This is a genomic window from Finegoldia sp. BIOML-A2 (genome assembly GCF_009678315.1).
GTDB classification, from domain to species: Bacteria; Bacillota; Clostridia; order Tissierellales; family Peptoniphilaceae; genus Finegoldia; species Finegoldia magna.
On the sequence record NZ_WKZE01000001.1, the window covers coordinates 428,283 to 449,341 of the forward strand.

Consider the following 21,059-nt stretch of genomic DNA (forward strand, 5'->3'; position numbering starts at 1 on the left):
ATTAGTTCTTAATTATTTCAATTATTCTTCTACCGTCGCTAGGAACATCTCTTTTATAATAAATTGGTAACAAAGTCCAGAAAAGTTGTGCCATATTAAATCGCAACAAAAACTTTATTGATTCTTGAAAAAGATGTGAATATCCAGCTATCATTTTCCCTTCACTTATTAATAATGGAATTGTAACAATCAGTACTATTAAATTAAATAATGGTCCACCTAATGGAATCATTATTTTTTGTAATTTGCTCTTGCTATTATAATATTCCCCATCTAACTGTGGGAGTATTTTACCAACAACAATTATAGGTCTTATAATAAGTCTTTTAGTTTCAAATAAAACCTTACCAAATCCCATATCTATTTTCCAATCTTTACATTTAAAGAAAATAATACACATTAAAATATGTCCCATTTCATGACAAAATACAAGAGTAATTATTATCAAGTATTTAATGATTAACTCAATCATCATCGTCTCCTCCTGAATATTTATGATTACGATTTCATTCTACCTCCCCACACTATTTTTTGTCAAGTATTTTGTGAAAAAATATGCATTTTGGGAGTAGATGGTGGATGGTATGCAATACGTATTTTTGTCAGGTACACAAATCAGATTACTGCTATTGCTAAGAATATCGTCTGGAGAAAATAACTAAAAATCCAAGCGAAGTGACCCGTCAAAAATCTCACTCGTGAAAGCAGAAGGTGCAGTTGAGATTTTAGGATCACAAGTGTGAGGATTTTTTTATTTTCGTAAGTCAGGTATTCGTGCAAATCAGTTTTCTGATTTATCTAGGTCTGAAGCAATTTCGGCATTCAATTTACGTAAGCCAGATTCTGCGTGTTACGACTTTTATTCCGTATGTTTGTGTTGCGACTTATCCTTTCGTCCATGTATTCATGCAATCAAGTTTTTTACTTTCCAAATAAAAAATGGGATCAATAGACCCCATTTTACTATTCTTAAATCTTAGTTTTATTTACGTTTTTTAAGTGATACGAATGCACCCACAACACTTGCCAATGATGCTGTTGCTAGTGTTAATATTTCAGCTCCACTACCAGCCTTTGGTAGTTTTTTCTTATCTGTAGTAGTTTTTACTGGTCTACTAACTTTGTTGTCTGAGGTAGTTATATTAACTTTTTCTGATTTCTTAACAAGAGTTACTTTTTTCTTTTCTGCGTTTTTCTTGAATTCTTCGGCTTTTTTCTTAGCTTCAGCTTTCATCTCTTCAGATTTCTTTTCTTCCTCAGCCTTCTTTGCTTCCTCGGCCTTTTTCTTTTCTTCTTCAGCCTTTTTCTTTGCTTCTTCCTTTTCTTTTTCTTCTTCGGCTTTCTTTTCTTCTTCGGCTTTTTTTGCTTCTTCTTCAGCCTTCTTCTTTTCTTCTTCTTTTTGTTTTTCTGCTGAATTTTTCAATCCATCTACTTTCTTTTCTTTTTCTGCTTGTTTCTTTTCTTCGTCAGTCTTTTCTTCTGTTTTTTCTTTTTTATCTGAATTAGTTGATTTTTCTGGTTTAATTTCCTTGAATTTTAATGTGTAGTGCCATTTGCCGTCTTTTTCTTCTAAGTCAAATGCATTTTTTACTAATTCTGTTTCCAAGTCTTTTTTTGCTTCTTCTTCTGCTTTTTCCTTAGTATCAAAATCAGGTTGAGCTTTTAATTGTTTGATTTTTTCTATTGCTTCATCAAAACGTCTCAACATTCCTATTGCGTATTCAGTATTTAAACCTGTTGGTATATCAAAGACCGCTCTTTCTTTTTTTACTTCTATCTTTAATTTTTCTACTTCGGAAATTTTTCCAAGCTTCTTAAATTCAGGATTTTTTTCTAATTTTAATAATTCAGAATCTTTTTCTAATTTTTCTATAATTTTATCAACATTACTCAAAATTTTATTTAAAACTTCAACAGAAACTTTTTCTTGTAGCTTTTTCGCATTATTTGTATTGTCCGCTGTAGCATAAGTGCTAACTCCACTGCCAAGAACTAAAGTTCCCGCAAGCACTGCTACCAATAATTTTTTATTAAATTTCATATTAATATGACAATGGAAACTTCCCTCAACGGGTGGAATTTGTCGCCTCCCTTCAGCCTTTCAAATATATTTCAAATCCGTTTCCAAGCAATTTCTTGCCATTCCTTTTATAACCTATCTACCCAAAGTAGACCTTTTGGAATATATATCCCAAATTATTAAGTACATGTTTGACTTGTGAAAACATTTTTCCACATTTTAAAATTCTTGTTATTAAGTACTCAAACTTTACTGTTTACAGAAGTAATTTATTGAATAATTACTTTTTATATTTATATTTATTATACTATACATTTTACCATCATACAATACAGATTATATTTCTTGTCAGTGAAATAAATCAGATTACTGCATTTGCTAAGAATATCGTCTGGAGAAAATAACCAAAAATCCAAGCGAAGTGACCCGTCAAAAATCTCACTCGTGCCAGTCGCAGACGCACTTGAGATTTTAGGGGCATGAGCGTAAGGATTTTTTTATTTTCGTAAGCTAGATATTCGTGCAAAACAGTTTTCTGATTTATCTAGGTCTGAAACAATTTCGGCATTCAATTTACGTAAGTGATATTCTGCGTGTTACGACTTTTATTTCGTATGTTTGTGAAGCGACTTATCCTCTCGTCCATGTATTCATGCGATCAAGTATTTTACTTTCCAAATAAAAAATGGGATCACAAGACCCCATTTTACTATTCTTAAATCTTAGTTTTATTTACGTTTTTTAAGTGATACGAATGCACCCACAACACTTGCCAATGATGCTGTTGCTAGTGTTAATATTTCAGCTTCACTACCAGCTTTTGGTAGTTTTTTCTTTTCTATTGTTGTTTTCACTGGTATACTAACTTCTTTTTCTGAATAAGTTTTATTTACTTTTTCAGATTTTCTAACTAAAGTTACTTTCTTCTTTTCTGCATTCTTCTTAAATTCTTCAGCTTTTTTCTTAGCTTCAGCTTTCATTTCTTCAGCCTTTTTTTCTTCTTCAGCCTTCTTTGCTTCTTCAGCCTTCTTTGCTTCTTCTTCCTTTTGTTTTTCTGCTGAATTTTTCAATCCATCTACTTTCTTTTCTTTTTCTGTTTGTTTCTTTTCTTCGGCAGTCTTTTCTTCTGTTTTTTCTTTTTTATCTGAATTGTTTGATTTTTCTGGTTCGATTTCCTTGAATTTTAATGTGTAGTGCCATTTGCCGTCTTTTTCTTCTAAATCAAATGCATTTTTTACTAATTCTGTCTCCAAGTCTTTCTTGGCTGCTTCTTCTGCTTCTTCTTTTGTATCAAATTCAGGTTGAGGTTTTGAATGTTTGATTTTGTCTATTTCTTCATTGTAATATTTCAACATTCCCTTAGCATATCTAACATTCAAAGCTTGAGGTTCATTAAGAATTTTTCTTTCTTCTTTTACTCTTTCCTTTAATTTTTCCACTTCTGGAGTTTGTTCTAATTTTCCTAAAATCTTATCAACACTATCCAATGTGCCCTTTATAATTTCAGCAGATATTTCTTGTTCTTGTTTTCTAATCTCTTCTCTGCTTTCTGATGTAGCAAAAGTGCTCACTCCACTGCTAAAAACTAAAGTTGCTGCAAGTGCCGCTACCAATAATCTTTTGTTAATCTTCATACCAAAATGACAATGGAAACTTCCCTAATGGGTGGAATTTGTCCCTTCCTTCATTTTTCATCACAATTTCAATCTGTTTCCAAGCAATTTCTTGCTATTCCTTTTATAACCTATATACCCAAAGTAGACCTTTTGGAATATATATCCCAAATTAAGTACACGTTTGACTTGTGAAAACATTTTTCCACATATTAAAATTCTTGTTATTAAGTACTCAAACTTTGACTTTTATAAAAGCAATTTACTGAATAATTACTTTTATATCTATATTTATTATACTATATATTTTACCATCACACAATACAGTTTATATTTCTTTTTTAGCGAAACAAATCAGATTACTGCATTTGCTAAGAAAAAATTAGCACTCTAATAAGCTTTTAACTAAACGAGTCATCTGGAGTTAATTGTGTCAAATTCAATCGAAGAAATTCGTTAAAAAATCTCACTGTCTGAGTGTGTAGAACGAGTTTGAGATTTTAGAATTTCGAGGTTAGAATTTGTCAATTTACGTAAGTGAGATTCTGCGTGCTACGACTTTTATTCCGTATGTTTGCGTAGCGACAAATTCACTTTTCCTTGTCAGTGAAACAAATCAGATTACTGATTTTACTAAAAATCAATTGTGGCATTTTAATAAAAGATCGTAACTAAGCGAGTCATCTGGAGTAAATTGTGTCAAATTCAATCGAAGAAATTCGTTAAAAAATCTCATTGTTTGAGTGCGTAGCACGAGTTTGAGATTTTAGAATTTTGAGATTAGAATTTGTCAATTTATGTAAGCCAGACGATGCGTGTTACGACTTTTATTCCTTACCCTCGTGCAGCGACAATTTCTCACCAAAAAATAGACCCTATCAAAGGGTCTATCGTGAAGGTATTAATCGTGCAATTCCACTGTTTCTTCGTGGTATTTTGCTGGTAAGCTTGATTTTTCTTTGTTCATTCCTATGAAGAAGTTAACGTTAGCTTCTTTTGATAAAACTTCCAAGCTTTCTAGGAATTCTTCTAATTGTTGTTCTGTCATTTCAACGATTGAGTAAATTCCGTCTACGTAAATTGTTTCGATGTCGAAATCTTGTGACATTATTCCTGCCAAAAATCCATACAAACTTTCTGGACTTGAGATGTGGAATGTCGATGCATCTATAAGTCTTACTGAGTGATCAAGCGAGAATATGTGCTTGTCATCAGAGTCTATAAATATTATGTTACCGTTTTTGTTTTGTTTTTCGTCGTTGGCCTTATCGATCAACCATTTTGTTTTTCCGCTACCTTTAGGACCTACTACAAATTTAACCATTATTATCATCCTTTCTTAAACCATTTTAAAAAGTTTAATTTACTTTATATTATTATACCCATTCTTTTATCAAAATTATCACCTTGGAAAATATTTTCTTGTTCCATTTTTTCTATTATCAGATCTTGAATCTTCCAGTGACTTGTATTCCAGTTGCAAAATACGGAATTCTCTTCGGGCATTCTGCCAACTAAGCGTTGAATGAGGATATCCTTATCCAAATATTTCAAAAATTCGCAAACTTCATTCACATAATCGTCCAGTGATTTGAGTTTAACTTTTCCTTCTTCGTACCACTTCGCAAGTATTGTGTGTTTCGGAATGTAAAGGGAATGGATTTTGCATTCGTCAACTTTTAATACCGATAATAGCTTCGCTGTTTCTCTGACATCGTCCATGTCATCCCATGGAAGTGCAAGTATTACGTGTGTGCAAATTCTAAATCCGTATTCTTTTATCATCAAACAAGCACGAATGAAATCCGCAACTGTGTGTTGTCTGTTGATTATCTTCAAAGTTTTGTTGTTGGATGTTTGAAGTCCAAGCTCTATGATGATGTCGACGTTTTTTTCGTCTTGAAGTTGTTTTAGTATTTCCAAATGCTCACGTGCTATGCAATCCGGTCTTGTGGATACGCTGACTGCAACGACATTTTCTACAACTGCTTCGTTGACGTATTGTCTGAACAATTCAAGCGGCATATACGTGTTGGAATAGTTTTGAAAATACGATATGAATTTGTGGGCGTTGTATTTGTTTTCGATGGTTTGTTTGTCTTTTTCCAATTGTTCTGTAATTGAAAGGTGTTTTTCTTTGTTTTCGAAGCTTCCACCTTCTTCGTGACAATATATGCAACCACCATGCCCCAACCTTCCATCTCTGTTGGGACAAGTCAAATCCAGTTTTATGGGAAGTTTGTAGACTTTTTCTCCGTAATGTTCTTTTAGATATTTGCTGTAAATGTTATATCTATCAGTCATTTAGGTTGTCTCGTACGAAATCCAACACTTCTTGTGGGTTTTCGTCTGGTTTTACTTTTCTGAATTCTTTGACCAAGTTCATATCCTTGTCAAACACAAACGTGCTTCTTTCTGTTTTGGTAACTTCTTTTCCGAACATTTTGCCCTTGTAAACGCAACCAAAATTGTTCAAGAATATTCTTTCTGGGTCGGATATCAATTCTTGTTTTAGTCCTTGTTTTTTTCTGAAATTTTCGTGTGTTTTTTCTGTATCCTTGCTGATTCCTACAACTTCTGTGTTAAGCTTTTGAAATTCGTCGTAAATTTCAGAAAATCCGTCCGCTTCTATTGTACATCCACTTGTGTTATCTTTTGGATAAATGTATACTACCAAGTTTTTGCCCTTGTATTTGTCATAATATTCTTCATTCAAAAATTCTTTTAAATTATTCATAATCCCTCAACTCAAATAGTTCTTCTAAAAATCTCGCCATTCCGTCTTCTTCGTTTGTGTATTGTGTTATGATGTCTGCGTTTTGTTTCAAAATATCGTCGGAGTTTTTCATCGCAACTCCAAGTCCACTGTTCACAACCATTTCCAAATCGTTGTGTGCATCGCCAATAGCAACCACTTCATCACTTGTTATTCCAAAATGTTTAAGCACATGAATTGCCCTTTTGTATTTGTCCGTGTTAACGTTTTGCACTTCGAGCATTCTGATGTTTTTGGAAAAATACTTCGTGTGAATGTGATATGTCACGTTTGGATTGGTCTTGATATGATCAACAATATCGTAAATACGGTCTTTTCTTGCTATCATAATCATGCTTACACAATCATCTATCGGCAAATTTCTCTCAGACACTGTCATGATTTCACCAATATCTCCCACGCTATCCTCAAAACTCTTCTTATCATCTTCATCTTGGATGAGAAGTGCGCATTTGTTTTCCACAAAAAAATACGGCCTTATCCCATACTCCTCTGATAGAGTGCTAAGCTCATCCACCTCATTGGATTCCAACTTCAAATCCTCATCCGTTGCAATATTGGAGCTACTGTGAATAATAGCTCCATTATTTGCAAGGATTATTTTGTCAAAATCTAATTTTTCGGTTAATTGCTTAGCTCTGGATAGACCTCTTCCTGTCGCAATAATAATCTTTATGCGGTTGTCATAAAGCTTTTGTAAAATTTGATTACTGAAATCAGTAATTTTTTTATCATCTGTCAGAAGAGTTCCGTCCAGATCAATCATAACAGCCTTAAAATTATTCTTCATCTTCTCCGTCAAAATCCACGAAAAGAGATTCAAATGTTTCTTTTGCTTTTTCGTATTCAGCATCGTCTTCGATAACATCTAAGTTAGCTTCTTCTTCGTTGATTTCTTCGTATTTGTAAATCATAATTTCGTTGTCATCTTCAGATACAAGTGCGATGTAATCACTGTCGTAGCCTTCAACTTCGAATACTCCAAGGATTCCACATTCGATTTCGCCGCCATCTTCTAATGTTAGTACGATTGTATCTAACTCTTCTTCATCATACATTTCTTCGTTTAATTCTTCGTTTTCTAAATTTCTTTCGTCACTCATTTTTATCCTCCATTTTATAATGATTCTACTAATTTCTTCAAGAATTCGTACACCCTAGCTGTAGATTCCAAATCCAAAGTTTCTTTTGGTGTGTGAACTCCCGTCATATCTGGGCCGATGGAAATCATGTCCATGTCCGGATATTTCTTTGAAAATACTGCACATTCAAGACCTGCGTGAATAACATTCACTTGCATATCTTTTCCTGTGACTTCCTTATAAACTTTCAAACATTTGTCTCTTAGTTCGCTATCTTCTCGGTATTCCCAAGGTTCGTAGAATCCTTCAGATTTAACTATTCCATTGTTTGATTTTGTTGTATTTGTAATCAAATCTTCAATTTCTTTTATCTTATCCAAAACCGAGGATCTGATTGATACCATAAACACGAATTTGTCATCTTCTGTTTTTGCGATTGATTGGTTAAGAGAAGTTTCCACCAAATCGGCGTTTCCTTTTACCATGTCCACAACTCCGTTTGGAATTGTTGTTAGGAAATTCAAGATGTGTTCAGTAGATTGTTCGTCCATTGGAGTTTTTTCATCTACTTGTTCAAACTTAAATTCCATCTTTTCTTCGACTTGTTTGAAACCATCCACGTTTATTTCGTCGTCTTTGATTTCGTCTTCACTTGCAATTATAAGTTCACAATTTCTTGGGATTGCGTTGTGTTTTGTACCACCATTTAATGATACAATTCTCAAATTGTGACGTGTCGATAATTCTTTTAGGATTTTAACTGTAGATTCGATGGCGTTAAGGTGATTTTTGTTGATGTCTTGACCACTGTGACCACCTCTGAAACCATTGATGGATATCCTGTAGAAATATTTTCCGAAATCTTCGCGTTTGATTGCAAACTCAGAATTCAAAGTATTGCCACCAGCACAACCACAAGTCATGATTCCTTCTTCTTCGCTGTCAACGTTGATAAGGTATTTGCCTTTCAAGAAATCTTCGCTTACGGCATTCGCACCGATAAGTCCAACTTCTTCGTTTGTCGTAATCATCAATTCCAAATCAGGATGTGACAAGTTTTCATCTTCCAAAATAGCAAATCCCATTGCGATTGCTATTCCATTGTCAGCTCCAAGCGTTGTTTTGTTGGCAGTTAACTTGCCATCTTTTTCGATAAATTCTATCGGATCTTTTGTAAAATCGTGATCGCTGTCATCTTCTTTTTCGCAAACCATGTCCATGTGACCTTGCAAAATAACTCCTGGATGACCTTTTTTATCTTCTGTTGCAGACTTTCTAATTACGATGTTTAATTCGTCGTCAACATCGTAGTCAAGCCCTAGTTGTTTTGCTTTATTTACTAAGTATTCGTTAATTCTTTTTTGGTCAAATGAACAACGAGGAACATTCGACAATTCTCTGAAATTTTCTAATACTATATTTTTCATTTAATTACACCTCAAGACTTATATACCCATTATGAAATCAAAAACCACAAATTTTATGCATTAATTATATAGATTTTGCTACTCTGTCTGCGATGATTTTTTTCCTATCAGGTGCAAATTTTTCTAGATAATCACTTTCTGAAAGTACGTCTACGATTATTTCGTAAATTTTATTCGCATCAATTTTTTTGTCGATTTTTTCTTTGATTAGCTCAAACTGTTTTTGTCTGTCCGTATAGAACGGCTTCACATCAGGATTGTAAGAATTTATCGCAGTATCAAGTGTGTTGTAGAATAAGCTTGTTCCCGAATCATAAATCGGAGCCATTCCTCTAACTTCAAGCGTTTCAACATCTCTTATGAATCCAAAATTATTAAAATGTCTGTCTTCGTTGAAAATTATATAATCAAGAAGAAGCATGTCATCGATTTTGGCTTTTGCATCAGATATCCCAAGTTTTTGTAATTCTTCTACCACGAAATCATACATTGAAATATGATTAGGTTTTTGAACATTTTGAACAATCGCATTAACTGGGACAAGCTCCGTGTTTTCATCGATGAAATTCTCACACACAGAACAAGCCTTGTCACCAATATTTTCTATTTCATATTTAATATGATTAATTCCTAGAACTTTTGAGATTTCATAGGCTATTTTTTCGTTGAAAGCTTCTTGATAGAATGGTTTCGAAGAGCCTTTAACGAGAATTCTCTTACCTTCATTTAGCATCCATGCTTTTTTAAGCCAACCATCTGATGTGTTGTTCGGAGTTTTTAATGAAAAAGAACTGTCGGATTTGCCAAACATAAAAAGTCCCATATCTTGTGAGAAATCATTTTGGAAAAAGTTAATGTCTTTCCATTCTACGCTGTCGTTTTTTTCTTTTATCCAATATTGATCCGAAAGAGATAGCCCGAAATACGCCAAGCTAAGTTCGTAAAGCGATTTACCTTGAATGTTTTTCAAAATAATGTCCTTGTCTTGTCTGGTATCTGGAATTCTTCTACCTTTTAGAAAATGTTCAAAGCTACTTTTTTCGATTATATTTTTCTTATTGTTGTACTTAACTTGCACCGGCCTATATTCTGGATTGAATACTTCTATGATTTTTATGATTTTGTTGTGAATCATTTCAAAAGAAAACACCGGCGTGTTTTTATTGTAGATTACATATTCCATTCTATCCCCTCCTTTTCTATATTGTACTATATTTGTGTTATTTTATTGTGAATTTAATTGTGGCTCAAATACGCATTTATGAATTTATCCAAATCACCATCAAGCACATCTTGCACTTGTGAACTTTCAAAGTTTGTTCTGTGATCTTTTACCAATGTGTACGGTTGGAAGACGTAGGATCTGATTTGGGAGCCCCACGCGATTTGGTTGTATTTGCCTTGGATGTCTTCGATTTTTTCACGCTTTTCTTCTTCTTTTATCATTATAAGCTTGGCGATAAGCATATCCATGGCGTATTTTCTGTTGGCGATTTGTGATCTTTCTGTTTGACATTGGACTGTGACACCTGTTGGAATATGTGTGATTCTAACTGCAGAGTCTGTCATGTTGACGTGTTGTCCTCCTGCACCAGATGCTCTGTAGGTGTCCACCTTCAAATCTTTGTCGTCTATTTGAATGTTGTGACTATCTTTGATTTCTGGGAAGACGTCCACTGATGCGAATGATGTGTGGCGACGTTTTTGTTGGTCAAACGGAGAAATCCTTACAAGTCTGTGGACTCCTTTTTCGCTTTTCAAAAATCCATAGGCGTTGATTCCTTGTACGATTAACGATACGGATTTGATGCCACCTTCTGTGTCTTGGTTGTAGTCGGTGATTTTGTAGGAATAATTCTTGTCTGCAATCCACCTCGTGTACATTCTCAGTAACATTTCCGCCCAATCTTGTGCTTCAGTCCCACCTGCACCTGCGTGAATGGACATAATCGCATTATTTTTGTCGTATTCTCCCACTAAGAGCGTTTTGATTTTGAATTCATCGACTTTTTCTTCCAAACTTTTGAGCGTTTTGGAGATTTCTTTTTCGTATTCTTCTGTGTTGTCTTCTTTGCTGATTTCGAGCATCATTCTTACTTCTTCGATTTTTTCTTCGATTTCATCGTAGTTTTCGACATCAGCTTTTATTGAATTCAATTCGTCGAAGATTTCTTGTGCTTTGTCGCTGTCATCCCAAAATCCTTGTTTCAATGTTTCTTGTTGCAATTCATCTAATTTTTTTCTTAGATTGTCTAAGTCAAAGAGACTCCTTTATTTCTTTTAGATTTTGAGATAAACTTTCTATTTTTTCGTTAATTAAAAATACGTCCATTTTTATCCTCCAATTGCATATATTTTTTGAACAAAAAAGGAGGATTTCTCCTCCTTTGTGTTTGTATTTGTTTTTGTAATAGTGAGTGGTGTTTGAAAATTTTCATAAATGACACCAAACTTTTAGCACGGATATCTGACTTTTCGCATTCTAAGAAGTATTTATTCTTATGCTAAGTTGTTCAACTGTTAACATCAAACTTTATAGCACGGATATCTACCCTTTCGTGTTTTAAGAAGTATTTATTCTTTTGCTAAGAATATCATACGGAAAAAAATGTTCTGATTTTAAATTGAAGAGCTCCGTCTAAAAATCGGACTGCCCGAGCTTTAGCGAGGCTTGCGATTTTAGGAGCTCGAAATTATGAAATCATCAATTTTTGTAGTCAGATATTCGTGCATAAGGATAATTTACTTCGCCCTTATCCACTATTTATTATCTATTTTTACCACAGCAGTTTTTGTATTTCTTACCACTTCCGCATGGACATGGATCGTTTCTACCGATTTTCTTACCTTTAACTACTGGTTTGTTAATTTCTTCTTCTCCACTTGATGCAGAAGTTTCGTGAGCTACTTGTTTTCTTTCGATTTCTTCAACTGGTTGAACGTTGAACATTCCTCTAACTGTGTCTTCTTTTATAGAGTGGTTCATATCTTCAAACATTTCGAAACCTTCGTTGTTGTAAGCTCTTACTGGGTCTTGTTGACCGAACGCTCTTAGACCGATACCTTGACGCAATTGATCCATCGCATCAATGTGATCCATCCATTTTCTATCTACAACCATAAGAAGAATTACACGTTCGATTTCTCTGAATTTTTCTTTGCCGATGGCTTCTTCTTTTTCGCCGTAAACTTCCAATGCTTTTTGTGTTACATAATCTGTGAAAGTTTTCTTGTTGTAACTGTTAAGTCTTGTAAGATCCAATGTTCCTTCTGGAATGAATGTGTTAAGATATGTCATCAATGCTTCCATTTCCCAATTTTCTGATTTTGGATCTTGGCAATATGTGTCAATTGCATTAGCAATGATGTCTTTAATCATAGCCACGATAGATTCGTGCATATCTTCACCGTCAAGTACTTTATCCCTTTCAGTATAAATTACTTTACGTTGTGCATTCATAACGTCGTCGTATTTCAATACGTTCTTTCTGATACCAAAGTTATTAGATTCAACTTTTGTTTGCGCTCTTTCGATTGCTTTAGTGATTGTTCTGAATTCCATTGGTTCGTCTTCTGGGAATTTGCCAGATTCAGCGTATTTTTGAATAGTTTCGCCACCGAACAATCTCATTAAGTTGTCTCCCAATGATACGAAGAATCTTGATTTACCAGGGTCTCCTTGACGGCCAGAACGACCACGCAATTGGTTGTCAATACGACGTGATTCGTGACGTTCAGTACCGATGATGTATAATCCTCCGACTTCAAGAACTTTTTTCTTATCTTCGTCAGTCATTTTCTTGTATTTTTTGTATAATTCGTTGTATACATTTCTTGCTGCAACTAATTCTTCGTCTGTACTTGGCAAGAATGAATCCAAACTTTCGATTACGTATTCGCCGTAACCTTGTTTTTTCATATCGTGTTTTGCTAAGAAATCTGGGTTACCACCTAAAAGAATGTCGGTACCACGACCTGCCATGTTTGTTGCGATAGTAACTTTGTCAAACATACCTGCTTGTGCTACGATTTCTGCTTCACGTTCGTGTTGCTTAGCGTTCAATACGTCGTGTTTGATTCCGTTTTTCTTCAACAATTTGGACAATTTTTCTGAAACTTCAATTGAAATAGTACCAACTAGAATTGGTTGTCCAGTTTTGTGAATTTCTTTTATTTCTTCAACAATTGCGTTGAACTTAGCGTTTTCGTTGATGTAAACTCTGTCTTGTTCGTCAACTCTGGCTACTGGTTTGTTAGTAGGGATTTCAACAACGTCCATCTTGTAGATTTCATTGAATTCCGCTTCTTCAGTCTTGGCAGTACCAGTCATACCACTTAATTTGTTGTACATTCTGAAGTAGTTTTGGAATGTAACTGTTGCCAAAGTTTTGGATTCGCTCTTAACTTCAACACCTTCTTTTGCTTCTATGGCTTGGTGAAGACCATCAGAATATCTTCTACCTTCCATGATACGACCAGTAAATTCATCAACGATAAGGATTTCGTCATCTTTTACTACGTAATCAATATCGCGTTTCATTGTATTGTTAGCCTTCAAAGCTTGGTTGATGTGGTGAGCTAATTCCATGTTATTAGGGTCAGACAAGTTTTCCACACCAAAATATTCTTCGGCTTTTTTAGTACCAATTTCTGTAAGACTGGCAGTTTTTCTCTTTTCGTCAACCAAGAAATCTACAGTTTCATCCTTAAATTCACGATCGAAAATATCTGGCTTGTCTTCTTCTGGATCCATAATACGTCCAGTCAAACCATTAGCAAACATATTTGCTCTCATGTACATATCTGTAGATTCGTCGCCTTGACCAGAAATGATAAGTGGAGTTCTAGCTTCATCTATTAAAATAGAGTCAACTTCGTCCACGATTGCAAAGTTAAGGCCTCTTTGAACCTTGTCTTTTTTGTAAATAACCATGTTGTCACGCAAATAATCGAAACCATATTGGTTATTAGTACCGTAAGTAATATCACAAGCGTAGTTTTCACGTCTTTCATCATTATCCAAACCATAAACGATAACGCCTACAGTTAATCCCAAAAATTCGTGAACCTTTCCCATCCATTCTTTATCTCTCTTTGCAAGATAGTCATTGACAGTAACTACGTGAACGCCCTTACCACTAAGCGCATTCAAATATGCAGGTAAAGTTGCAACCAAAGTCTTACCTTCACCAGTTTTCATTTCTGCAATTCTACCTTGGTGTAATACAACACCACCGATTAATTGCACACGATATTGTTTCATACCCAAAACTCTGTAGCTGGCTTCTCTAACTACAGCAAACGCTTCTGGTAAAATATCGTCCAAAGTTTCTCCGTTCTTTAATCTTTCCTTGAATTCAACAGTTTTATGCTTTAATTCATCATCTGATAATTGTTGCATAGACTTATCATATGATTCAATTTTTTTAATAATTGGTTCTATTTTCTTTAGCTCTTTTTTATTAGCTGAGCCAAAAATAGATTCAAATACTCCCATATAAATCTCCTTACTTTAATATCTATAAATACTACCTTTTATTTTAACATGTAAACACATCATTTACAACAAAAACATCAACATTTAAAGGAAATCACTTATAAAATTTTCCAATAAATTACAGTGCATATAATTTTAGGTGAAAATCCGAAAAATTTATTTATAAAATCATCTTCAATACAAAAGAGAGCCGAAGCTCTCTTTTGTTACACCGATAGTCTTAATTTAATTTTCCGTTTTTCTTTTCCATTCTATTGTACAAATACAATGCCAATAGTGTGAATAGTAATGGTCCTGCTACAGACATTATTGTAGTCAACCAGTCCCCACTACTAATAGCCGGTTCAATAATTGTAAATAGGTTCGCAAATCCTACAACTAAACATACTAAGAACACAGCCGCCTTGACAACTCCCATAGATTTAAATTTTTCAAATGGTTTTTCTATTTCTTGATTTTTCTTAAACGCTAAGAAAGAATATGCAATGAAAAAATATGGTAAAGTCATTGACACGTTAGTCATTGACACCAATACTTCGAAGAATTGTTTTGCGCTTTTTCCTCCGAATGAAACAATGGCGATAATTACAATAACACACGCTGCTTGATACTTCATAGCATTCACATACATACCGTTTTTTTCAACAGTCCAAGATTTTGGCCATAATTCTTTTGGAGTCCCACCTATTAATTGCTTAAGTGGAGAATAAATCAAAGTAAAAAACGCTCCTGTCAATGCTAAAAACATCGAAATACCCATATATCTTGAAATCCACAAACCACAAGTTCTAGCTGCAGCTTCACTCATACCAAAAGCAAGTCCCAATTGATAACCCATGTGATTCATACCAATATATGAAACATTACCTAAAGTAATAGCTTCTTTTGAGAAACTTTTGAAAGCAAAATCCCAATTAGTAAAAGATCCAAACATCAAAATCCCCAATGCATATCCAACAGTTATTATTATAGCTGCGATGCTTACACCTTTAGGGAAATTTTTTTCAGGATTTTCTGTTTGATCTACAAGACCACCTATAACTTCTATTCCACCATATGCAAAGATTGCGTATACAACAAATGATAAAACAGCAATTCCTCCACCTGCGTATTTTGGATTTGGAGATTGGAAAAATGCTTCAAAATTAATTGGTTGTAAAACTTTTCCTTTGTTTAAAATAAGTATAATTAATCCTCCAACAAACAAGAAAATATTAATAAGAGCTACAGCACTTCCGCCAACAGAAGTAATCTTTTTAATTTTTTCCAAACCTTTGTTAGATACATAAGTAACCATTATAATCCAGCAGATTGCCAAAATACCCAAAGTTTTTACTGAGTCTAACCCGAACAAAGACCATTCTTGAGTCTTATCAACCCCGAAAATAGCATTCGATAAAACAATCCAAATACCTGAACCTACATTTACTTGCCAGATTATGTATGATGCAAACCACATAAAAGTGATTACAAAAGCGTACTTCTTGCCAGAACTTTTTTCCATCCAAGAATAAATACCACCTTTTGCGTCTTTAAATGCAGAACCATACTCTGCTATCATGAATGCAAATGGTAGGAAAAATGCTATACCAGATAAAATATACCAAGGAATAGCGGAGTATCCCATTAAATAATATGATCTACTAATGTTAGTGAAACCAAAAACCGACGTAAAAATCATCAGTATAAGCGCTTTCAAACTAAGTTTTTGTTTGTCTGTCATATATTCCTCCTAATATTAATTCAACTCTCAAAATCGCAATCGGTGTAAAATGCTTTGAGAATGATTGTTTTTTAGAAAAATTTGAATTATAATACAATTGAAACGCGAGTATTTATCGCTTTAACGCGATGCAGTATAGGCGATACACGCCTTTTCCCTCATTTTATTGCACTACTCTCTAACTTCTTCTCTCTTATATTATATTCATTAATATTCTGATTTGTCAACCACTTTTTTTGCTTGTTTTAACTGTTGATTTAGGGATTTATCTGCCTTTTTTTTGATGTATATTTATACGTAATTAGCTACATGAAACTTACGATTAATTTACTTTTAATTGATATTTCTTTAGTTCATATTAGAATATTAATAAAATAAATTTATCTTAATATTGTTAATTTAAAAATTTTAATATTTTTTAATTCCTCAATTTTTTATTCTAATAATTTTAAAACTTCGGAGTACAATTAGAAAACATTCTTAGTATTCTAGATATTCATGCTAGATGTTCTCCCCTTCCGTTTATGTTAAAATTCACTCCGCAATCATCCTTGTGTCCGTTTAGGCAAGTAATCGAACATACCTATATTGTAAATCCATGTAAACAGTCAAGCCTTTTTGCTAAGAATATCATACGGAGAAAATAATCATAAATTCAAGTGAAGTGAACCGTTAAAAAATTGTGCTGTCTGAGTGCGTAGCACGAGTTCACAATTTTAGGTTCACAAGCTTATAATTTATTTATTTTTGTAGTCTAGATATTCGTGCAAAATGCTTGATCTGTGTTGTGTCTGAATAAGATTATTAAATTTTCACCAAGATATTCGTGCGCGATTGTTTCCGTAGCCTAGATATTCGTGCGAAATTTTGGTACGAAATATATATTAGCACGAAAAAAAGAGCCCACATTTGTGAGCTCTTGTATTTATTAAAGAATTGAAAATCCTAATTCTTTTGAGTCTTTGCAGAATGTTTTCACTGTATCTAGTGAGTATTCGTTCAAATCTTTTCCCATCAATGAAAGTTTCTTGATGATTGCAGGAGTACATGTGATGATGTCTACTCCCAATTCATTTGCTTGGTAAATGTTGAACACTTCTCTTGGAGATGCCCACAACAATTCGCAACCTTTTTTAGTTTTGCAAATTTCCAAAGCTTCTTTCATGATTGGCATTGGATCAACTCCTGTGTCTGCAATTCTTCCAGCAAATACTGAAACAATGCTTGGAACATTTTCAGTCAAGTTGTCTACAACTTCTCTTACTTGATCCACTGTAAAGATTGCTGTAACGTTAAGTTTAATTCCTTTTGAACTAAGTTTTTTCAATAATGGAGCAGTTGATGTTCCATCGCTTGTAGTTACTGGAATTTTGACGTAAACATTGTCGCCTAGTGATGCGATTTTGTCTGCTTCTTTTTCCATAGTTTCTAAATCATCTGCAAATACTTCAAATGATACTGGATATTCTGTGATTTCTTCTAGAACTTTCTTGGCAAATTCAACGTAATCAGTGATTCCAGCTTTCTTCATCAGTGATGGATTAGTTGTGAATCCTGTTACTTTTTTTGATGCCAATGATTCTAACATGTCTTCTAATACTGCACCGTCTGAGTAAATTTTTGTGTTAATTTTATCCATTTCAACCTCTTTCTTGTGTAGTTCAAATTATTGTTCGTTGTTAATTGCCGTATCTTTCTTAGTGATAATTGAAGGAGCTATTAAAACTACTGCCAAAATAGCGATAATAATGTAAACTCCGACATTACCCATAGCGTTACCAACTTTTCCTAATAAAATTCCCAAAACTCCGAAGTCAAAATCTCCGAATGTTGTATTATTGAATCCTAATTGTCCTAAAACTGGAAGCAAGAATGCTGGAAGGAATGCCAAGAATAATCCGTTGATGAATGAACCTATCATAGCTCCTCTTCTACCACCAGTTGCATTACCGTAAATACCAGCAGTTGCACCACAGAAGAAGTGAGGAACAAGTCCTGGAATAATTAATACTCCACCGATAGCTCCCAAAATAAACATACCGATTAATCCGCCTACAAAACTACATGCAAATCCCAAAATAACTGCTGTTGGTGCATATGGGAAAAATACTGCACAGTCAACTGCAGGAACAGAGTTTGGAATTAATTTTGTAGCAATACCTTCGAATGCAGGAATCAAGTCTGCCAAAATCATTCTAACACCGGCATATACGATTGCTACACCAACTGCGAAGTTTAACGCAGAGATGATTGCAAACAAATATGGGTTCTGTCCGTTAGACATTTTGCCGACGAAATCTGGACCAGCTTTGATGCTTGCGATTAGATAGAACACAATCATTGTTAACGCTGTTGAAATTGTAGTATTTCTCAAGAAACCCCATTTTTCAGGAATTTCGATATCTTCAGTTGATTTGGAATCTTTTCCAACTAATGAACCGATAAACGCCGACAAATAATATCCCAATGAGCCAAAGTGACCAAGAGCTATTTCGTCTCCGTCAGTAGCTTTCAAAGTGTATTTTTGTCCGATTGCTGGAGAGATTGAACTCCAAGCTCCCAATATAAATCCACCAGCCAATACCAAAGCCACGCCCTTAAATCCGATTGCACCTAAAGTTGCTGACAATAGACAAGCCATGAAGAAGCTGTGGTGACCAGTTAAGAAAATATATTTGTATCTTGTAAATCTTGCTATTAATAAGTTAAAAATAAGTCCTACTAACAAAATTGACATTGTTTCTACGCCCAAAACTTTTTGCGCAACAGATGTGATAGCTTCGTTATTAGGAACAACACCTGTGATGTTGAATCCGTGTTGAATCATTTGACTCAATGGATCCAAGTTAGTCGTGATGACATTTGCACCTGCAGACAACATTAAATATCCTAAGATTGGACCTAATGTACCAGTCATTACCTTGTGAGCTGGTTTTTTAAGTGCGATAAGACCTACCATCGCGATAAGACCCATCAAAAACGCAGGTTCAGATAAAATATCCTTTAATACGTTTAAAAATCCCATAAATTCCTCCTAAATTTTTAAATTTTATTTGAATTCTTCTAATACAGGAACCAAATCTTCTTCGATTTTCTTCTTGTTAGTGTAGCTTTTAACGATAGCTACTTTTTGATCATCTGAAAAAATTGATTTGAATTCCTTAACAGTTACGAAAAGGTCAGCGCCTTTTCCTACAGCTGCGTTAGAATCACAAGATTCAACGTTCGCTTCAATTCCCATTTCCTTGCAAATAGTTTCAACCTTCATTTTCAAAAGAAGACTACTTCCAATTCCATTACCACATACAGTAACAATATTAATCATCATTTCCCTCCTCTAATTTTTTGTTAATAATATCCAACATTTCGTCCTCAGTTTTTGCATTTATAAGCTCATCTGTAATTTCATCTGAATCCAAAAGCACTGCCAATTGTTGAAGTGCTACAATGTGTGATGAAGAATCCACAGCTGCCAAACAGAATAGAATTCTTACCCAGTTGTCCTCATCCTCTTCTTCGTTTCTAAAATTTACAGCCTCATTTAATTTTGTCAAACTAATCGCCATTTTGTCTACATTACCGTTTGGTCTTGCGTGAGGAACCGCAATGTTCGGAGCAAGCACAATGTATGGGCCAGCATCCTCAACGCTTTTTATCATGTCTTCTACATATTGCTCGTTAATGTAACCATTGTCCAACAAACTTTTTGCTGCAATTCTTATTGCATCCTTCCAATCATTTGCATGATCTTCAATTCGTATCAATTCTTTTTTTATTAAATCGCTCAAACTATCACCTCTTTACAAAAAAATATTGGTTAACAAAAGTATTGTTAACCTTATTTTACCATATATTCACATTAGATTATATATGCGTTTCAAAAAAATTTGCCAATTTAAAGGATTAAACTACCAATCAAAATTATTACCGGCAAAGTCACCACCGAAAATATCGTCGACAAACACAAAGCCCTTGATGGAAAATCCGTAGATTTATTAAACATTAAACAGAAAAGCACACTCACTCCTGCAATCGGAGCTGATGCCATCGCCAACGTCGCAATCTTTGCATCTGTTTTCATTGGAATAACCATCAAAATCACAATATATATTAAAGGAAACAAAATATTTCTGATACAAGAAACTTCCCACGCCATTTTATCCCTGTGAAAAGGCTCTGTAATACTGACGAAATTCGCTCCGATAATTATCATACTAAGTGGCGTATTCATACTCGCCAAGTAAAAAACAGGCTTAGTAACCACATTCGGCATTTTGTAAATAACCCCGAAGAAAAACAAAACAAATCCCAAAACAGAAGAAATAATACATGGATTTTTCAAAACTTTGTTCCATTGAATCTTGCCATTTCCAGTCATCTCGTACAAACCAATTCCATGACTCCACAACAAAATATTGAACACCGCCAAATAAGGAATGGCGAAAAAAGTTCCATCCGCACCAAGCAACGCTTCAATCAAAGGAATTCCCATAAAACCACAATTGCTGTAAACAGATGCGAATTTGTATGTACTTATGTTTTCGTTCTTAGAAAATCTATCAAATTTGAACAAAAAATGAGAAATCAAAATAGATGAACCCATCAAAACCACTGCAGCAAAGGCAGTCATCAAAAAATTATTCAACAGCACTGGCGTAACGGGTCTATTAAACGCGTTAATAATAACACTTGATCCCACAACATACATTACAAATCCAGTCATCTCTCTGATAGTTTCTCTACTGAAAAATCCCGTTTTCGCAAAAATGTAGCCCATCGCCATGAAAACAAACATAATCAAAATCTGCTGTAACGTAACTAAAAAAATAAAAAACCACTCCTTATGACCTGAACCCGTAAACACGGAATAATTTAATAATATTTTAAGCGGAATGTAATCTGTACATAACAGGGGACATTC

General features: G+C 34.2%; 18 protein-coding genes. All 18 read right to left on the bottom strand.

The window, feature by feature from the left end; all coding sequences use genetic code 11:
- Window position 1: 1 nt before the first annotated feature.
- Window positions 2-475, bottom strand: coding sequence for a site-2 protease family protein (locus GKF99_RS01950; protein ID WP_154272539.1), 474 nt, complete (start codon window positions 473-475; stop codon window positions 2-4).
- A 507-nt stretch (window positions 476-982) separates the two neighbouring features.
- Window positions 983-2,041, bottom strand: a complete 1,059-nt coding sequence (locus GKF99_RS01955) for a DUF5633 domain-containing protein (RefSeq protein ID WP_094209075.1) — start codon at window positions 2,039-2,041, stop codon at window positions 983-985.
- 707 nt (window positions 2,042-2,748) lie between these two features.
- Window positions 2,749-3,654 carry a DUF5633 domain-containing protein gene (locus GKF99_RS01960; RefSeq protein ID WP_154272540.1) on the bottom strand — a complete coding sequence of 302 codons (906 nt, stop codon included), beginning with the start codon at window positions 3,652-3,654 and terminating at the stop codon, window positions 2,749-2,751.
- A gap of 880 nt (window positions 3,655-4,534) precedes the next feature.
- Window positions 4,535-4,957, bottom strand: coding sequence for an ATP-binding protein (locus GKF99_RS01965; RefSeq protein WP_154272541.1), 423 nt, complete (start codon window positions 4,955-4,957; stop codon window positions 4,535-4,537).
- A gap of 44 nt (window positions 4,958-5,001) precedes the next feature.
- A complete protein-coding gene (locus GKF99_RS01970; RefSeq protein WP_154272542.1) occupies window positions 5,002-5,937 on the bottom strand; it encodes a TIGR01212 family radical SAM protein in 936 nt (311 codons plus the stop codon).
- A complete protein-coding gene (locus tag GKF99_RS01975) occupies window positions 5,930-6,370 on the bottom strand; it encodes a peroxiredoxin (protein ID WP_094207729.1) in 441 nt (146 codons plus the stop codon). The genes GKF99_RS01970 and GKF99_RS01975 overlap by 8 nt, the downstream gene beginning before the upstream one ends.
- Window positions 6,363-7,199, bottom strand: coding sequence for a Cof-type HAD-IIB family hydrolase (locus GKF99_RS01980; RefSeq protein ID WP_154272543.1), 837 nt, complete (start codon window positions 7,197-7,199; stop codon window positions 6,363-6,365). Before GKF99_RS01980 ends, GKF99_RS01975 begins: the two co-directional genes overlap by 8 nt.
- The gene (locus tag GKF99_RS01985) at window positions 7,189-7,512 is read right to left on the bottom strand and encodes a DUF1292 domain-containing protein (protein ID WP_154272544.1); all 324 of its coding nucleotides are present in this window, start codon (window positions 7,510-7,512) and stop codon (window positions 7,189-7,191) included. Before GKF99_RS01985 ends, GKF99_RS01980 begins: the two co-directional genes overlap by 11 nt.
- A 14-nt stretch (window positions 7,513-7,526) precedes the next feature.
- The gene (gene pepD, locus GKF99_RS01990; RefSeq protein ID WP_154272545.1) at window positions 7,527-8,918 is read right to left on the bottom strand and encodes a beta-Ala-His dipeptidase; all 1,392 of its coding nucleotides are present in this window, start codon (window positions 8,916-8,918) and stop codon (window positions 7,527-7,529) included.
- A 64-nt stretch (window positions 8,919-8,982) separates the two neighbouring features.
- A complete protein-coding gene (locus tag GKF99_RS01995; protein ID WP_154272546.1) occupies window positions 8,983-10,101 on the bottom strand; it encodes a HipA domain-containing protein in 1,119 nt (372 codons plus the stop codon).
- Between the two features lie 53 nt (window positions 10,102-10,154).
- Window positions 10,155-11,250, bottom strand: a protein-coding gene (gene prfB / locus GKF99_RS02000) for a peptide chain release factor 2 (protein WP_194164447.1) whose coding sequence is annotated in 2 segments (ribosomal slippage) — window positions 10,155-11,177 and window positions 11,179-11,250 — 1,095 coding nt in all. Because the reading frame shifts where the segments join, the coding sequence is not laid out codon by codon here.
- Between the two features lie 435 nt (window positions 11,251-11,685).
- Window positions 11,686-14,415 carry a preprotein translocase subunit SecA gene (secA, locus tag GKF99_RS02005; protein WP_154272547.1) on the bottom strand — a complete coding sequence of 910 codons (2,730 nt, stop codon included), beginning with the start codon at window positions 14,413-14,415 and terminating at the stop codon, window positions 11,686-11,688.
- 220 nt (window positions 14,416-14,635) lie between these two features.
- On the bottom strand, window positions 14,636-16,138 hold the full coding sequence (gene yjeM / locus GKF99_RS02010; protein ID WP_154272548.1) for a glutamate/gamma-aminobutyrate family transporter YjeM: 1,503 nt from the start codon (window positions 16,136-16,138) through the stop codon (window positions 14,636-14,638).
- Window positions 16,139-17,066: 928 nt separating this feature from the next.
- Window positions 17,067-17,777, bottom strand: a complete 711-nt coding sequence (locus GKF99_RS02015) for a transaldolase (RefSeq protein ID WP_154272549.1) — start codon at window positions 17,775-17,777, stop codon at window positions 17,067-17,069.
- Window positions 17,778-17,804: 27 nt separating this feature from the next.
- Window positions 17,805-19,163 (bottom strand): PTS ascorbate transporter subunit IIC, encoded by a 1,359-nt coding sequence (locus GKF99_RS02020; protein WP_154272550.1) that lies wholly within the window; start codon window positions 19,161-19,163, stop codon window positions 17,805-17,807.
- A gap of 24 nt (window positions 19,164-19,187) precedes the next feature.
- A complete protein-coding gene (locus GKF99_RS02025; protein ID WP_199797306.1) occupies window positions 19,188-19,466 on the bottom strand; it encodes a PTS sugar transporter subunit IIB in 279 nt (92 codons plus the stop codon).
- Entirely contained in the window at window positions 19,456-19,926 is a 471-nt protein-coding gene (locus tag GKF99_RS02030; protein ID WP_154272551.1) for a PTS sugar transporter subunit IIA, read from the bottom strand. Before GKF99_RS02030 ends, GKF99_RS02025 begins: the two co-directional genes overlap by 11 nt.
- A 107-nt stretch (window positions 19,927-20,033) precedes the next feature.
- Window positions 20,034-21,050, bottom strand: coding sequence for an AEC family transporter (locus tag GKF99_RS02035; RefSeq protein ID WP_277752702.1), 1,017 nt, complete (start codon window positions 21,048-21,050; stop codon window positions 20,034-20,036).
- Window positions 21,051-21,059 lie beyond the last annotated feature (9 nt).

Excerpts from the sequence above, each read along its gene's own strand:
- GKF99_RS01950 (WP_154272539.1), bottom strand. The coding sequence starts at position 475 with ATGATGATTGAGTTAATCATTAAATACTTGATAATAATTACTCTTGTA.
- GKF99_RS02020 (WP_154272550.1), bottom strand. The coding sequence starts at position 19,163 with ATGGGATTTTTAAACGTATTAAAGGATATTTTATCTGAACCTGCGTTT.
- GKF99_RS01975 (WP_094207729.1), bottom strand. The coding sequence starts at position 6,370 with ATGAATAATTTAAAAGAATTTTTGAATGAAGAATATTATGACAAATAC.
- GKF99_RS01995 (WP_154272546.1), bottom strand. The coding sequence starts at position 10,101 with ATGGAATATGTAATCTACAATAAAAACACGCCGGTGTTTTCTTTTGAA.
- GKF99_RS01955 (WP_094209075.1), bottom strand. The coding sequence starts at position 2,041 with ATGAAATTTAATAAAAAATTATTGGTAGCAGTGCTTGCGGGAACTTTA.
- GKF99_RS01960 (WP_154272540.1), bottom strand. The coding sequence starts at position 3,654 with ATGAAGATTAACAAAAGATTATTGGTAGCGGCACTTGCAGCAACTTTA.
- GKF99_RS01970 (WP_154272542.1), bottom strand. The coding sequence starts at position 5,937 with ATGACTGATAGATATAACATTTACAGCAAATATCTAAAAGAACATTAC.
- GKF99_RS01965 (WP_154272541.1), bottom strand. The coding sequence starts at position 4,957 with ATGGTTAAATTTGTAGTAGGTCCTAAAGGTAGCGGAAAAACAAAATGG.
- GKF99_RS01985 (WP_154272544.1), bottom strand. The coding sequence starts at position 7,512 with ATGAGTGACGAAAGAAATTTAGAAAACGAAGAATTAAACGAAGAAATG.
- secA (WP_154272547.1), bottom strand. The coding sequence starts at position 14,415 with ATGGGAGTATTTGAATCTATTTTTGGCTCAGCTAATAAAAAAGAGCTA.
- pepD (WP_154272545.1), bottom strand. The coding sequence starts at position 8,918 with ATGAAAAATATAGTATTAGAAAATTTCAGAGAATTGTCGAATGTTCCT.
- GKF99_RS01980 (WP_154272543.1), bottom strand. The coding sequence starts at position 7,199 with ATGAAGAATAATTTTAAGGCTGTTATGATTGATCTGGACGGAACTCTT.
- GKF99_RS02025 (WP_199797306.1), bottom strand. The coding sequence starts at position 19,466 with ATGATGATTAATATTGTTACTGTATGTGGTAATGGAATTGGAAGTAGT.
- GKF99_RS02015 (WP_154272549.1), bottom strand. The coding sequence starts at position 17,777 with ATGGATAAAATTAACACAAAAATTTACTCAGACGGTGCAGTATTAGAA.
- yjeM (WP_154272548.1), bottom strand. The coding sequence starts at position 16,138 with ATGACAGACAAACAAAAACTTAGTTTGAAAGCGCTTATACTGATGATT.